Annotated in this window: 9 protein-coding genes; 6 read left to right on the forward strand and 3 right to left on the reverse strand. The window is 71.9% G+C overall.

What is annotated here, in order from left to right:
- Window positions 1-192: 192 nt before the first annotated feature.
- The 4 genes from IF04_RS0131095 to IF04_RS0131110 all read left to right on the forward strand — a co-directional run bounded on the left by IF04_RS0131095 (window position 193) and on the right by IF04_RS0131110 (window position 5,055).
- Window positions 193-1,485 carry an amino acid deaminase gene (locus IF04_RS0131095; protein WP_030265449.1) on the forward strand — a complete coding sequence of 431 codons (1,293 nt, stop codon included), beginning with the start codon at window positions 193-195 and terminating at the stop codon, window positions 1,483-1,485.
- Window positions 1,486-1,496: 11 nt separating this feature from the next.
- Window positions 1,497-3,119: an N-acyl-D-amino-acid deacylase family protein gene (locus tag IF04_RS0131100; protein WP_030265450.1), complete on the forward strand. Its 1,623-nt coding sequence runs from the start codon at window positions 1,497-1,499 to the stop codon at window positions 3,117-3,119.
- A gap of 236 nt (window positions 3,120-3,355) precedes the next feature.
- Window positions 3,356-4,567, forward strand: coding sequence for a pyridoxal phosphate-dependent aminotransferase (locus IF04_RS0131105; RefSeq protein ID WP_030265453.1), 1,212 nt, complete (start codon window positions 3,356-3,358; stop codon window positions 4,565-4,567).
- 83 nt (window positions 4,568-4,650) lie between these two features.
- Window positions 4,651-5,055: an SCO4983 family protein gene (locus IF04_RS0131110; RefSeq protein ID WP_030265457.1), complete on the forward strand. Its 405-nt coding sequence runs from the start codon at window positions 4,651-4,653 to the stop codon at window positions 5,053-5,055.
- Window positions 5,056-5,176: 121 nt separating this feature from the next.
- Here IF04_RS0131110 and IF04_RS0131115 read toward each other — a convergent pair whose 3' ends face one another.
- Entirely contained in the window at window positions 5,177-7,003 is a 1,827-nt protein-coding gene (locus tag IF04_RS0131115; protein ID WP_030265459.1) for a phosphoenolpyruvate carboxykinase (GTP), read from the reverse strand.
- A 230-nt stretch (window positions 7,004-7,233) separates the two neighbouring features.
- Here IF04_RS0131115 and trhA point away from each other — a divergent pair, with 230 nt between their 5' ends.
- Complete coding sequence (gene trhA / locus IF04_RS0131120; protein WP_030265461.1) at window positions 7,234-7,956, forward strand: PAQR family membrane homeostasis protein TrhA; 723 nt, start codon at window positions 7,234-7,236, stop codon at window positions 7,954-7,956.
- Between the two features lie 285 nt (window positions 7,957-8,241).
- Here the strand turns inward: trhA and IF04_RS0131125 are convergent, their stop codons facing one another.
- On the reverse strand, window positions 8,242-9,261 hold the full coding sequence (locus IF04_RS0131125; RefSeq protein ID WP_030265463.1) for an MDR family NADP-dependent oxidoreductase: 1,020 nt from the start codon (window positions 9,259-9,261) through the stop codon (window positions 8,242-8,244).
- A 94-nt stretch (window positions 9,262-9,355) separates the two neighbouring features.
- The gene (locus IF04_RS0131130; RefSeq protein ID WP_030265464.1) at window positions 9,356-11,386 is read right to left on the reverse strand and encodes a thioredoxin domain-containing protein; all 2,031 of its coding nucleotides are present in this window, start codon (window positions 11,384-11,386) and stop codon (window positions 9,356-9,358) included.
- Window positions 11,387-11,578: 192 nt separating this feature from the next.
- On the opposite strand from IF04_RS0131130, the gene IF04_RS0131135 reads away from it, so the two are divergent.
- Complete coding sequence (locus tag IF04_RS0131135) at window positions 11,579-14,869, forward strand: tetratricopeptide repeat protein (RefSeq protein WP_051831719.1); 3,291 nt, start codon at window positions 11,579-11,581, stop codon at window positions 14,867-14,869.
- Window positions 14,870-14,930 lie beyond the last annotated feature (61 nt).

Raw genomic sequence — 14,930 nt, forward strand, 5'->3', positions numbered from 1 at the left:
TGGTCGCTGTGGTCACGGTGTTTCCCTGCTCCTTGCGGTGGGTGGTGCGGGGCCTCGGTGGTGTGTTGGGGGCGTGTTCCGCTCCCTGTTTCCCACCATTGACCCGACGATGAATCGGATGCTAGACAGCATTCAGCGATATGCGCAATGGGCGTTGCAGATGATGCAACAGGAAATTTGAGGAGACATCCCATGGCCGCCGATCCCCAGTCCGACCACCCCATCGGACAGCTCGCGGACGAACGGGTGGACCACCGCTTCAAGGCCCTCCCCCCGGACGCGGAAGGACTCACGGTCGGCGCCCTGGCGGCCCAGCGCCGCAACCTCTTCACCGGCGGCTTCACCACCCCGGTCCTGGCCCTGTCCGCCGAGTCGGTCGAGCACAACCTCGCGCTCATGGAGGAGTACTCCACCCGGCACGGCCTCGCCTTCGCGCCGCACGGCAAGACCACGATGTCCCCGCAGCTCTTCGCCCGCCAGCTCGCGCACGGCGCGTGGGGCATCACCGCGGCCGTACCGCACCAGGCCCGGGTCTACCGCGCGTTCGGCATCCAGCGGATCTTCCTCGCCAACGAGATGGTGGACGCCGCCGCGCTGCGCTGGCTGGCGGGCGAGCTGGCCGCCGACCCTGACTTCCGTTTCATCTGTTACGTCGACTCGCTGCGCGGCATCGAGCTGATGGACGCCGCGCTGCGCGAGGCCGGCGCCGCCCGCCCCGTGGACGTCGTCATCGAGCTGGGCGCGGGCGACGCGGCCCGTACCGGCGTCCGCGACGAGGCCACCTGCCTGGACCTGGCCAACGCGATCGCCGCCGCCGACACCCTCCGCCTGGTCGGCATCGCCGGGTACGAGGGCGAGGTGCCGGACGCGAACGCCGAGCGGGTCGCCGCCTGGCTGCGCCGCCTCGTGGCGCTCCTCGTCGACTTCGACAAGGCGGGCCGCTTCGCCGACCTGGACGAGATCGTGCTGAGCGCGGGCGGCAGCGCGTGGTTCGACACGGTCGCCGAGGTCTTCGCCGAGGTACCGGAGCTCTCCAGCCCGGTACTGAAACTGCTGCGCTCCGGCGCGTACGTCTCGCACGACGACGGCCACTACCGTCACCTCACCCCCTTCAACCGCCACCCCGACGAGGGCGCCCTGCAGCCCGCCTTCCGGCTGTGGGCGCAGGTCGTCTCGCGCCCCAACGGCGCGCAGGCGTTCGCCAACGCGGGCAAGCGGGACGCGGCGTACGACCTGGACCTGCCCGAGGCGCAGGTCGTCCGGTCGGCCCGGGACGGCTCGGTCCGCCCCGCCGACGGCATCTCCGTGACCGGCCTCTCCGACCAGCACGCCTGGATCGGCACCGAGCCGGGCGCCGGGCTGGAGGTCGGCGACTGGATCGGGATGGGCCTGTCCCACCCGTGCACGTCCTTCGACAAGTGGCAGCTCATCCCGCTGGTCGAGGCCGACGGCACGGTCTCGGACTTCGTCCGTACGTTCTTCTGAGGAGCCCGGCCATGGATCTCGTCCTCCGCGACGTACGCGTCATCGACGGCACCGGCGGTGCCTCTTACCGGGCCGACGTGGCCCTGGACGGCGGCCGCATAGCCGCCATCGTGCGGGAGGGCTCGGGCGACCGCCCGACCGCCGCGCGCGTGGTCGACGCGCACGGTCTCGCCCTCTCCCCCGGTTTCATCGACATGCACGCCCACAGCGACCTCGCCCTCCTGCGCGACCCGTCGCACGAGGCCAAGGCCGCGCAGGGCGTCACCCTCGAAGTGATCGGCCAGGACGGACTGTCGTACGCGCCCGTCGACGACCGGACCCTCGCCGAGGTCCGCGCCCAGATCGCGGGCTGGAACGGTGACGGTTCGGACATCGACTTCAGCTGGCGCTCGGTCGGCGAGTACCTCGACCGGCTGGACCACGGCTTCGACGGACACGGCATCGCGGTCAACGCCGCGTACCTGATCCCGCAGGGCACGGTCCGGATGCTGGCGATGGGCTGGGACGACCGCCCGGCGACCGACGCCGAGCTGGCCCGCATGAAGCGGCTGGTCGCCGAGGGTCTGGAGCAGGGCGCCGTGGGCCTCTCCTCGGGCCTCACCTACACGCCCGGCATGTACGCCTCGGACTCCGAGCTCGCCGAGCTGTGCCGGGTGGTCGCCCGGTACGAGGGGTACTACTGCCCGCACCACCGCTCGTACGGCGCGGGCGCGCTCCAGGCGTACGAGGAGATGGTGGGCCTCACGCGCGAGGCGGGCTGTGCGCTGCACCTCGCGCACGCCACCATGAACTTCGGCGTGAACAAGGGCCGGGCCCCCGAGCTGCTGGCGCTGCTGGACGCGGCCCTGGACGACGGCGCGGACATCAGCCTGGACACCTACCCGTACACCCCCGGCTGCACGACGCTCGTCGCGATGCTGCCGAGCTGGGCGAGCGAGGGCGGCCCGGAGGCGATCCTGGCGCGGCTGCGGGACGACGCCGAGGCGGCCCGCATCCGGCAGGTCGTGGAGGTCGAGGGCGCGGACGGCTGCCACGGCGTCCCGATGGAGTGGGACACGATCGAGATCTCCGGCGTCTCGCACCCGGAGCTCGCGGAGTACGTCGGCAAGACGGTCGCGCAGAGCGCGGCCGAGCGCGGCGAGGAGCCGTGGGTGACGGCCCGCCGGCTGCTCATCGAGGACCGCCTCGGCTCGACGATCCTGCAGCACGTCGGGCACGAGGAGAACGTCCGGCAGATCATGCGGCACCGTGTGCACACGGGCGGCAGCGACGGCATCCTGCAGGGCGCCAAGCCGCACCCCCGCGCGTACGGCACGTTCCCCCAGTACCTGGGCAAGTACGTCCGTGAGCTGGGCATCCTCTCGCTGGAGGAGTGCGTCGCGCACCTCACCGGGCGGGCCGCCGCCCGGCTGCGGCTGCCGGACCGCGGGCTCGTACGTGAGGGATACCGCGCCGACCTGGTGCTGTTCGATCCGGAGACGGTGGCCGCGGGGTCGACCTTCGAGGTGCCGCGCACGCTCCCGACGGGCATCCCGCACGTGCTGATCGACGGGCGCTTCGTGATCGAGGACGGCAAGCGGACCGACGTCCTCGCGGGCCGGTCGGTGCGGCGCACCCCCGCGACGCGCGGCTGAGTCGAAGCTCACACCGCGTCCGGGCGTCGCATCGGGCGTCCTGCGGATTCCGTTGTCCGGCTTCGATGACGAAGCGCTCGATGGTGAGCACATGCGAAAAATCGGCCATGCGTCATCCGAGTCTTGGAATGTGCAGTGAGGCGGGTGGGAAGCCACCCGCCACCCGCATCTCAGCAGGTCCCGGCGTGGCCCATAACACCGGGCGGGCGTCCGCGCCCGCCCGTAAGGTGGCGGACATGCAGGTGATCCAGTCAACCAAGCTCGCCAATGTCTGCTACGAGATCCGTGGCCCGGTTCTTGAGGAGGCGATGCGGCTGGAGGCGGCAGGTCATCGCATACTCAAGCTCAACACCGGCAACCCCGCCGCATTCGGCTTCGAGTGCCCGCCGGAGATCCTGGAGGACATCCTCCGCAGCGTCGGCACGGCGCACGGCTACGGCGACGCCAAGGGCCTGCTCTCCGCCCGGCGCGCGGTGATGCAGCACTACCAGACCCGCGGCATCGAGCTGTCCGTCGAGGACATCTACCTCGGCAACGGCGTCTCCGAGCTGATCCAGATGTCGATGCAGGCGCTGCTCGACGACGGCGACGAGGTGCTGGTCCCGGCCCCGGACTACCCGCTGTGGACCGCTTCGGTCTCGCTCTCCGGCGGTACGGCCGTGCACTACCGCTGCGACGAGCAGGCGGACTGGATGCCGGACCTGGCCGACATCGAGCGGAAGGTCACCGACCGCACGAAGGCCATCGTCGTCATCAACCCGAACAACCCCACGGGCGCGGTGTACGACGAGGAGCTGCTGCGCGGCATCGCGGAGATCGCCCGTCGGCACAACCTGATCGTCTGCGCCGACGAGATCTACGACAAGATCCTCTACGACGGCGTCACGCACACGCCGTTCGCGTCCCTCGCTCCCGACCTGCTGACGCTGACGTTCAACGGCCTGTCGAAGGCGTACCGGGTGGCGGGCTACCGCAGCGGCTGGCTCGCGGTCTGCGGCCCGAAGGCGCACGCCACCTCGTACATCGAGGGGCTGACGATCCTCGCGAACATGCGGCTGTGCGCCAATATGCCGGCCCAGCACGCGGTGGCCACCGCGCTCGGCGGCCGCCAGTCGATCAACGACCTGGTCCTGCCGGGCGGCCGGCTGCTGGAGCAGCGGGACGCCGCGTTCGACCTGCTCTCGCAGATCCCGGGCGTCAGCTGCGTGAAGCCCAAGGGCGCGCTGTACGCGTTCCCGCGGCTGGACCCGAAGGTGTACAAGATCAAGGACGACCGGCAGATGGTGCTGGACCTGCTGCGCGCCGAGAAGATCATGATCGTGCACGGTACGGGCTTCAACTGGCCGGAGCCGGACCACTTCCGCCTGGTCACGCTGCCGAACAAGGACGATCTGACGGACGCTGTGACCCGGATCGGCAGCTTCCTGGACGGTTACGGTCAGTACTGAACGGATCCTTTTTCTGTACGCGGGACAACTTTAGACTCAGTCCAATGTAGGATGGTCTCCTGACGTTGCCAGGAGGCCATTCCATGTACGAGCCGATCCGCACCAAGTCGGTCCACACCATGGCCGAGCAGGATGACTTTCCGCACCGCTCGCGCGAGGAGGAACTGGACATCCGGCTCGCCGGGCATCTGACCGCACTGCTGACCACCCTCGACGAGCTGCGCGCGCTGACGCCCGACGGCTCGCTCGACGACGCCGCCGACCGGCTCGCCGAGCAGGTCGCCCGGCTCCGCGGCGGCGACTTCCCGCTGCGCGCCCGGCCGTCCGGCGGCGCCCCGGAGCGCATCCCCTCGCTCCACCGCCGCGTCCACACCCTCGCCGGGAACGCCCTGGTCGTGGCCAATTCCCGGTCCGACAAGGCGGCCGCGGAGCTCGCCGCCGAGCTGCTGCGGCGCCACGCCGACGCGGGGAAGCTGGCCACGGCCTGACCCCCGCCCCCATTCCTCCGGGGGCGGCCGTGGTGCTCATCCCGTCCGCCCCTGGAGCTCCACCACGAAAGGGCCCGTAACCTGCCGGTGACGGGCCCTTTCGTGAAGTCAGCCGTGACGGCTAGCCGAGGCGCTTGACCAGCGCGCGGTACTCGTCCCACATCTCCTTCGGCGTGTGGTCACCGAAGGTGTTGAGGTGCTCGGGGACCAGCGACGCCTCGTCGCGCCAGACGTCCTTGTCGACGCTGAGCAGGAAGTCGAGGTCCGCCTCCGGGAGGTCCAGGCCCTCGGTGTCCAGGGACTCCTTGGTCGGCAGGATGCCGATGGGGGTCTCGACGCCCTCGGCCTTGCCCTCCAGGCGCTCCACGATCCACTTCAGGACGCGGCTGTTCTCGCCGAAGCCGGGCCAGACGAACTTGCCCGCCTCGTTCTTCCGGAACCAGTTGACGTAGTAGATCTTGGGCAGCTTGGCCGCGTCGGCGGTCTTGCCGACCTTGACCCAGTGACCCATGTAGTCGCCCATGTTGTAACCGCAGAACGGCAGCATGGCGAACGGGTCGCGGCGCAGCTCACCGACCTTGCCCTCGGCGGCGGCGGTCTTCTCGGAGGCGACGTTCGCGCCGAGGAAGACGCCGTGCTGCCAGTCGAAGGACTCGGTGACCAGCGGTACCGCGCTGGCGCGGCGGCCGCCGAAGAGGATCGCCGAGATCGGCACGCCCTTGGGGTCCTCCCACTCGGGCGCGATGATCGGGCACTGGCCGGCCGGGGTGGTGAACCGGGCATTGGGGTGGGCCGCCGGCGTCTCCGACTCCGGGGTCCAGTCGTTGCCCTTCCAGTCGGTCAGGTGGGCGGGGGTCTCCTCCGTCATGCCCTCCCACCAGACGTCGCCGTCGTCGGTGAGCGCGACGTTGGTGAAGACGGAGTTGCCCCACAGGGTCTTCATGGCGTTGGCGTTGGTGTGCTCGCCGGTGCCGGGCGCGACGCCGAAGAAGCCGGCCTCGGGGTTGATCGCGTACAGCCGGCCGTCCTCGCCGAAGCGCATCCAGGCGATGTCGTCGCCGATCGTCTCGACCGTCCAGCCGGAGATCGTGGGCTCCAGCATCGCGAGGTTGGTCTTGCCGCAGGCGCTCGGGAACGCGGCGGCGACGTACTTCGACTCGCCCTGCGGCGGGGTGAGCTTGAGGATCAGCATGTGCTCGGCGAGCCAGCCCTCGTCACGCGCCATGACGGAGGCGATGCGCAGCGCGTAGCACTTCTTGCCGAGCAGGGCGTTGCCGCCGTAGCCCGAGCCGTAGGACCAGATCTCGCGGTCCTCGGGGAAGTGCGAGATGTACTTCGTGGAGTTGCACGGCCACGGCACGTCCTGCTCGCCCTCCGCGAGCGGGGCACCGAGGGTGTGCACGGCCTTGACGAAGAAGCCGTCGGAGCCGAGCTCGTCCAGGACCGGCTGGCCCATGCGGGTCATGGTGCGCATCGAAACGGCGACGTACGCCGAGTCGGTGATCTCCACGCCGAGCGCGGAGAGCGGCGAGCCCAGCGGACCCATGCAGAACGGGACGACGTACATCGTCCGGCCGCGCATCGCGCCCCGGAAGATGCCCTGCTCACCGGAGAAGATCTCCCGCATCTCCGCGGGGGCTTTCCAGTGGTTCGTCGGGCCCGCGTCCTCCTCCTTCTCGGAACAGATGAAGGTGCGGTCCTCCACACGGGCGACGTCCCTCGGGTCGGAGGCCGCGTAGTAGGAGTTGGGTCGCTTGATCGGGTCGAGCTTCTTGAACGTTCCCTTGGCGACCAGTTCCTCACACAGGCGGTCGTACTCCGCCTCCGAGCCGTCGCACCACACGATGCGGTCCGGCTGGGTGATCGACGCGATCTCATCGACCCAGGCGATGAGCTCCTGGTGGTCGGTCGGGTGCTTGAGGGAGGGAGCCGCGTTGTCGCGCGCCACGATCGCTCCTAGATGAGGGGTTTTTACGAACATCAGCACAATGTCCGCTTTTGGAGATGTTGGCCCCTTGGGGGCTGCGACCCGGATGCTTCGTGACCGCTCATCCGGTGCCGACCGCACTCATATGATCATCCGTCGCCGACCGGATTCTGTCCAGAGGGCCCCCTCGTGACCGTCACCACTCAGCGGACTGATCCGTAACTTACGGTGGCGTCGGTAGGCTGGCGGCCATGTCTTCCGCGCCCGAAGCCGCCGACAGCCGCACTGCCGAAAGCCCTGCTCAGGCCGTGACCGACGCGGTCTCCGCGCTGGCCGCCCCCTTCAAACCAAAGCTGCGGGGGTGGCTGCACGCCGGGATGTTCCCGGCGGTCCTCTTCTCGGGTGTCATGCTCACCGCATTGGCGGACAGCACCCGGGGCAGGGTGGCGTGCGGCGTCTACACGCTCACCGCCTGCCTGCTCTTCGGCGTCAGTGCGATATACCACCGGGGCAACTGGGGCCCACGGGTCCTCGGCATCCTGCGCCGGCTGGATCACGCCAATATTTTTCTGATCATCGCGGGCACCTACACGCCGCTGACGATCCTGCTGCTCCCGGACGGCCGCCGGGACCTCCTGCTGTGGGGCATCTGGGTGGCCGCCGCCCTGGGCATCGCCTTCCGCGTCTTCTGGGTCGGCGCGCCGCGATGGCTCTACACACCGTGCTACATCGCGATGGGCTGGGCGGCGGTCTTCTTCCTCCCGGACTTTCTGCAGAAGGGCGGCATCGCCGTCCTCGTGCTCGTGATCGTCGGCGGGCTGCTCTACAGCGCGGGCGGCGTGATCTACGGGATCAAGCGCCCGAACCCGTCACCTCGGTGGTTCGGCTTCCATGAGGTCTTCCACCTCTTCACCCTCGCGGCCTTCGTCGTGCACTACGTGGGCATCTCGCTGGTTGCCTATTCGCACGCCTGACCCCGCGGCCACCTGCCAGGTCACGGCGGTCACCCCGGCCAGTACCAGCGCGAGGACGACCGCCGTGCCGCCCACCAAGTAGCCGCCGACACACGCCGCGGCGGCCGCAACGACCGCTCCGTGCATGGCAGTACGCATCCGCAACACCCCCTCCAGCTCTCACTGAATGTGACTGCGCGCTCTTAGAGCGTTACACATCCCACTGACAACGGGGAGACCGCCGGAGGGGGCTGGGGTGGTTGGGCTGGCTGCGGGAGGCGACCGGGCTGCTTTTTGCAGGCTGCTTTACAGGTCCACGAGTACCGCGCCGAGGTGGCGGCCCTCGGTCAACTCGCGCAGTGCGCGCGGCGCTTGTTCGATGCCCTGGAAGCGGGTGTGCGGGAAGGTGAGCGTGCCGTCACGCAGCCCCCGGCCGAACTGCCGGTTCCATTCCGGGACGAGGTCCAGGTGGTCGAAGAGGGCCATGCCGCGCAGCGTGATGCCGCGCGAGAGGAGCGACAGCGTGTCGATCTCAGTCGTGGCGGGCTCGGCGGCGGACAGCTGGGCGGCCAGCGCGCCGACGATCGCTATCCGGGCGCCGCGGTTGGCGAGGGCGAGGGCGGCCTGCAGCTGCTCGCCGCCGACGTTGTCGAAGAGCGCGTCGACGCCGTCCGGCGCCGCCTTGCGCAGCTGGTCCAGGATCGGCCCCTCGCCCCGGATCACCACGGCGTCGTAACCGAGCCCGTCCATGAGCCGCTCGGCCTTGGCGCGGGAGCCCGTACTGCCGATGACGCGGGCGGCACCGCGCTGCTTGGCGAGCTGCCCGGCCAGCGAACCCACACCGCCGGCGGCCCCGGTGATGAACACGGTGTCCCCGGGACGCACTTCCGCGCCCCGCCCGATCCCCATCAGGGCAGTGGGTCCCTGCGAGAGGTAGGCACCGGGGTCGGGCAGCAGGTCCGGCTCCAGGCGCCGCGCCTGAGAGGCGTCCATGACGGCGAACTCCCGCCACCCGAGGCGGTGTTCCACCAGGTCACCGAGGGTGAAGTCGGTACCGGGCGCGGCCACCACCTCGCCCACGGCGGAGCCGTGCAACGGGGCGCCGACCTCGTAGGACGGCATCGGTACGGCGCTCTGCTCGTCCATGAGGGTGCGCATCACGGCGGCGACACCCATGGTGGTGGTGCGGACGAGGATCTGACCGGGCGCCGGTTCCGGTACGGGTACTTCGGCGATCTCGAAGAGGTCGTCGGTGACCGCGCCCGTGGGACGGGCGGCCAGCCGGACTTCGCGGTGGGTGGTGGGCACTTCACTGCGGATGGTCATGGAGTCGACGCTAGCGTCCCGTCTCCGTACGACGTTGAGATTCCGCACATCTGTACGAATTCTTACGGCGACGGAGACGGGCGCGCTCCCGGGGTCAGTGCTGCTTCAGGCGCTCCGCCAGTTCGCCCGGGTCGGCGGTGGGCCGCTCGCAGGTGAAGTCGCGGCATACGTAGGCGGCGGGGCGGCCGTCCAGCAGGGGACGGTCCTTCAGGAGCGGCACCTCCTCGCTCCCGGGCTCGCCGACCGCGACCACCGCGCCGGGCGCGGTGCCCAGCAGCGCGGCGCGGTGCAGTTCACGGGTGGCCTCGTCGTCGTACGAGCCGACCACCGCGACCTCGCGCGGGCCGTCCAGCAGCGCCTCGGCGGCCGCGAGCCCCCAGCCGATGAAGCGCGGGGCGCGGCCGCTGAGCGCCTTCACGATGCCGAGCGCACTCTCCGCGGCCTCCCGGTGCGGCGAGCTGCCCGTGAGCGCCGCGTACGAGAGCAGGGCGCCGGCCGCCGCGGTCCACCCCGAGGGCGTGGCGTTGTCGGTCGGGTCCTGGGGGCGGCGGATCAGCGCCTCGGCGTCGTCCGCGGTGTCGTACAGCGAGCCGTCCGGGCCCCGGAAGTGGACCAGCACGGTGTCCAGGAGCAGACCCGCGAAGTCCGCCCACACGCCCTCACCGGTGACTTGGGACAGCGCCAGGAACCCCTCGGAGACGTCCGCGTAGTCCTCCAGGACACCGGAGTTGGTGCCGGGGGTGCCGTCGCGCGAGGTGCGGTGCAGCCGCGCCCGGCCGTCCATGTGCACGCGGACCAGCAGGTCGGCGGCGTCGGTCGCGGCCTGGACGAGGTCCGGGCGGTCGAAGTACGCGCCGGTCTCCGCGAGCGCGGCGATGGCCAGGCCGTTCCAGGCGGCCACGACCTTGTCGTCCCGGCCGGGGCGGGGCCGTTCGTCGCGCGCGGCGCGCAGCCGCTCCTTGATGCCCGCGATCCGGTCGGCTTCCAGCAGCCCGTCGGTGTCCGGAAGCTGGAGCACGGAGGCGCCCTCCTCGAAGGTGCCCTCCTCGGTGACGCCGAAGTACTCGGCGGCCACCTGCGCGTCCTTCTCCCCCAGCACCTCGGTGAGCTGCTCGGGCGTCCATACGTAGTACGCGCCCTCGACGTGCCGCCCCGAGCCGTCGTCGCTGTCGGCGTCCAGCGCGGAGGCGAAGCCGAGCTGGTCGGTGCGGAGTTCGCGGACCATGAAGTCGGCGGTCTCCAGGGCGATACGGCGGGCGAGGCCGGAGCCCGTGGCGCGCCACAGGTGGGCGTACACCCGGCACAGCAGCGCATTGTCGTACAGCATCTTCTCGAAGTGCGGAACCACCCATTCCGCATCCACGGAATAGCGCGCGAAACCGCCGCCGAGCTGGTCGTAAATGCCGCCGCGCGCCATCGCCTCGCAGGTGGCCGTCACCATTTGCAGCGCGCCTTCGGAATCGGTCCTGGCGTGGTGGCGCAGCAGGAATTCCAGCACCATCGACGGCGGGAATTTCGGCGCGCCGCCGAATCCGCCGCGGTTCGCGTCGAAATCCCGGGTCAGCTGCATGAGGGCGGCGAGCAGGTCCTCGCGCTCCGGCGGCTGCACGCCGCCCGCGGTCAGCGAGCGGCCGGCGAGATCGCGCACGATCTTCCCCGCGACCTCGCCGACCTCCTCCCTGCGGTCCGCCCAGGCGCTCTTCACGCCCTCCAGGACCTGGGAGAACGAGGGCATGCCGTGGCGCGGCGCCGGCGGGAAGTAGGTACCGAAGTAGAACGGCTCGGCGTCCGGCGTGAGAAAGACCGTCATCGGCCAGCCGCCGTGCCCCGTGGCGGCCTGCACGGCCTCCATGTACACGGCGTCGACGTCCGGGCGCTCCTCGCGGTCCACCTTCACCGACACGAAGTTCTCGTTCAGCAGCGCGGCGGTGGCCTCGTCCTCGAAGGATTCGTGCGCCATGACGTGGCACCAGTGGCAACTGCTGTATCCGACGCTGAGCAGCACCGGGACGCCGCGCCGCCGCGCCTCCTCGAACGCCTCGGTGGACCACGGCCACCACTCGACCGGGTTTTCGGCGTGCTGGAGCAGATACGGGGAAGTCTCATGAGCCAGGCGGTTCGGCATGGGGCCATCCTCTCTCACGGGTGCGCCCGGAAGGTGCGTGGCGGATCCGCCGGGGGCCCGCAATACCCGGCACGGCGGACGTTTCACGGTCCGTGTGACACGTCCGGGCGGAGTTATCCACAGGGCTGCCGGATTCGGCGGGGAGACGGAACACTGGGCGTACAAAGCGATCATCGCTGGAGGGGGATCCAGATGACGGGCTCACCGGCTGTTCTGCGCGACGCCCATCGCGCGGACGCGGACGCGCTGTTGGCGCGCGCGGTCGAGGAAGAGGTGCGCCGCTCGGGCGGGCGCGTCGACGGGGGCGTCCTGCTCGGCAGGGCCCGCGACGCGCTGGACCAGCTCGCGGCCGGCGCCGCCGAGGAGTACGGCGCGTATGTGCGCGCGCTGGACGAGGCGGCGGCGGCGCGCCGGCCGCTGACGGAGCGGCTGACGCGCAAGGAGACGGGCACGCCCGCGGTGGTCACGCTGGTCGCGGCGGTCACCGCCGTCGCCGCCGACCTCGCGTACGGCACGGGCCCGGGGACCGCGCTGGGCACGGGCGCCGCGGTCGCGGTCGCGGGAGCCGCGGCGACGGTCCTGAAGCTGACGGCGGGGCACTGGCCGGCCGCGCACCAGCAGGCGGGGATGCGCGGCCAGCCGGGCGGCCCCGAGCAGCTGCGGCTCCAGTGGCTGACGGCCCTGGAGGTGCGCGGCATCCGCCCGTTCCTGGACCAGCAGCGGATGCTGTCTGCGGCGACGCGGAACAGCGGGGCGGGCAGCGGCAAGAGCGCCGGGACGGCCGGGCGCGGGCCGCAGCTCCGCGGCGGCGACCGCAGCGCGGCGGCCCGCCGGCGGTCGGTGCTGGCCGAGTCCTTCCACCATCTCCCGGACCCGCAGGGCCCGTTCGCCGGCCGCCGGTCCCAGTTGACGCAGATCACCCAGTGGGTGCACGCCGCCCGCGCCAGTACGGAGACCAAGCCGACGGTGGTGGTGCTGCACGGCGAGCCGGGCTCGGGGCGGACGGCGCTCGCGGTGCGGGCCGCGCGGCAGCTGCGCGACCAGTTCCGCGGGGCGTGCGTGGTGGACCTGCGCGGCGAGACCCCGGGCGAGACCCCGCTGCCCACCCGGGACGCGCTGCTGCACCTGCTGAACCGCCTCGGGGCGCCCCGCGAGCAGCTGCTGTTCCGCGAGCGGCCCTCGCCGGAGCAGCACGTGAAGCGGCTGACGGAGCTGTACCACCAGCATCTGACGAATCTCCCGGTGGTGGTCCTGCTCGACGACGCCACCGACCCGGAGCAGGTCCGCACGCTGGTGCCGGACCGTTCGGAGTCCCTCGTGCTGGTGACGGCGCGGGAGCCGCTGGAGCTGCCCGACGGGCTGCCGGCGTGGGTGCACCAGCTGCCGGTGGGCCCGCTGGACACCGCGGGCGTCGAGGAGCTGCTGCGCGGCACCGGGGTGGCGGGCGCGGCCGGGCCGTACGACCCGCAGGCCCTGGACCGGATCGGTGAGCTGTGCGCGGGGCTGCCGCTGCCGTTGCGGGTGGCGGGCTCCTCGCTGGACCGGCGCGACCCCGCCACGCTGGCGGCGGACCTCGCGGCGTACGGCCCGGTGACGGCCGTGGAGCGGGCCCTGTGGCTGCGGTACACGGACCAGTCCGACGCCGAGCGGCGGCTGCTGCGCCGGCTGGCGCTGGTCGGCCGGGCCAGCCTGGGCGCGGCAGCGGCGGCGGCGCTGCTGGGCGTCGAGGAGGAGGAAGCGGAGCGGCGGCTGGGCCGGCTGGCCGAGGCCGGGCTGGTCGAGCACGTCCGCGGCAGCCGGTACCGCCTCCACTCCCAAGTGCACCGCTTCGCGCACGCCCGGCTGCTGGACGAGGAGGACCCGGCCGAGCGGTCCACCGCCCAGGAGCGGCTGATGCGCAGCTACGCCGAGCTCGCGGACTCCGTCATCCGCCTGGTCGACGGCAACACCTCCACCCGCGCCGACCGCTTCGGCTCGCACGGCTTCACCTCGCTCGACGCGGCGCTGCAGTGGCTGGACGACGAGACCAGCTTCATCACGGCCGCGCTGCGCCACGCCGACCAGGACGTGGACCAGGCCACCCTCTCCCACCTCCTCGGCGCGCTCGCGGACTACTGCCTGCTCCGCGGCGACCTGTACCGCCTCGGCGAGCTGAACGAGCTGACGAAGGCCGCCGACAAGGGCCTGCTGGCCCGCTCGGTCCAGTGGCGCACCGGCGTCGCGGCCCGTCAGCTCGGCGAGCTGGACAGGGCCCGTACGACGCTGTCCTCGGTGGTCGATCTGTACTTCGAGGCGGAGCACCCGGCGGGCGCGGCGCGCGCCCTGCGCGACCTGGGCATCACCCTCCAGCAGCAGGGCAATCTCACCGAGGCGGCGGCGAAGCTGCGGGAGGCCCTGGCCATGCAGAGCGGGGACGCCATGCGCGGCGACCGCGCGTGGACGCTGCACGCGCTGGCGGCGGTGGAGCGGGACCGGGCGCAGCTGGCCGAGGCCTTCGCGCTGCTCGACGAGGCGCTGGAGCTGCACCGGGAGAGCGAGAGCCTGCACGGCCAGGCGTGGGCGCACTTCCAGCTCGGCCAGGCGTGTCTGCGCCAGGGCGATGTGCCGCGGGCCGAGCGCGAGCTCCAAGAGGCGCTGGAGCTGTACGGCCGCACGCAGGACGAGCGCGGCGAGGCGTGGGCGATGACCCAGCTCGCCCGGGCCCGGCTGGTGGACGGCGACCCGGGCCCCGCGGTGGACCAGCTGCGCCAGGCCCTCCCGCTGCACCGCCGGCACGAGGACGCCCGGGGCGAGGCGTGGACGCTGTACTACCTCGGCCAGGCCCTGGAGGAGAACGGCGACAAGGACGAGGGCGTGCGACAGCTGGACCGGGCGCGCACGATGTTCAGCCGGATGCACGACGCGTACGGCCTGGCGTGCGCCCGGCACCACTCCGGGCGGATCACCCGTGACGTGCGGGCCGCGCAGACCGGCTCGCTGCGCAACAGCGGCTTCGCGCGCCAGCTGCTGCAGGACGCCCGCCGGGACTTCCAGCGGATCGGGGTGCCGCACAGCGAGGCGTGGTCCTGCCTGGAGCTGGCGGTCATCGACGCGGGGAACGGCAGGAGCGCGCCGGCCCTGGCGCTGGCCGACGAGGCGGCGGAGATCTTCGCGGGCTACGGCGACCGGCGCGGCGAGGACTGGGCCCGCTTCCTGCGCTGCACGCTGCTGCCGCTGGCCTCGCCGGGCGGCTCGGTGGTGGGCACGGCTGTCGCCCAGGAGGAGCTGGCCGAGCTGCGGCGCTCCCCGCACCCGGCCCGCGACTCCAAGCTGGAGGACTGCGCCGAGGCGTTCGCCGTACTGCTGGGCCGCGGCGTCGAGCCGGAGGCCGGCTGGCAGGCCTGGCGCCTGGGCATGGTCCCGACCCGCCACGCCCGCGAGATCATGGGCGTCCCCCTGGAGGCGATAGGCAGGCGGGACCGGCCGCGGACGACGCCGGCGTAACGGCACCCGGGCAGCGCGAAGCCCGGCCGGGCGGCAATGCCGGGCCGGACGGGCGCCGTGC

This window comes from Streptomyces violens (assembly GCF_000717745.1).
Lineage (GTDB): Bacteria > Actinomycetota > Actinomycetes > Streptomycetales > Streptomycetaceae > Streptomyces > Streptomyces violens.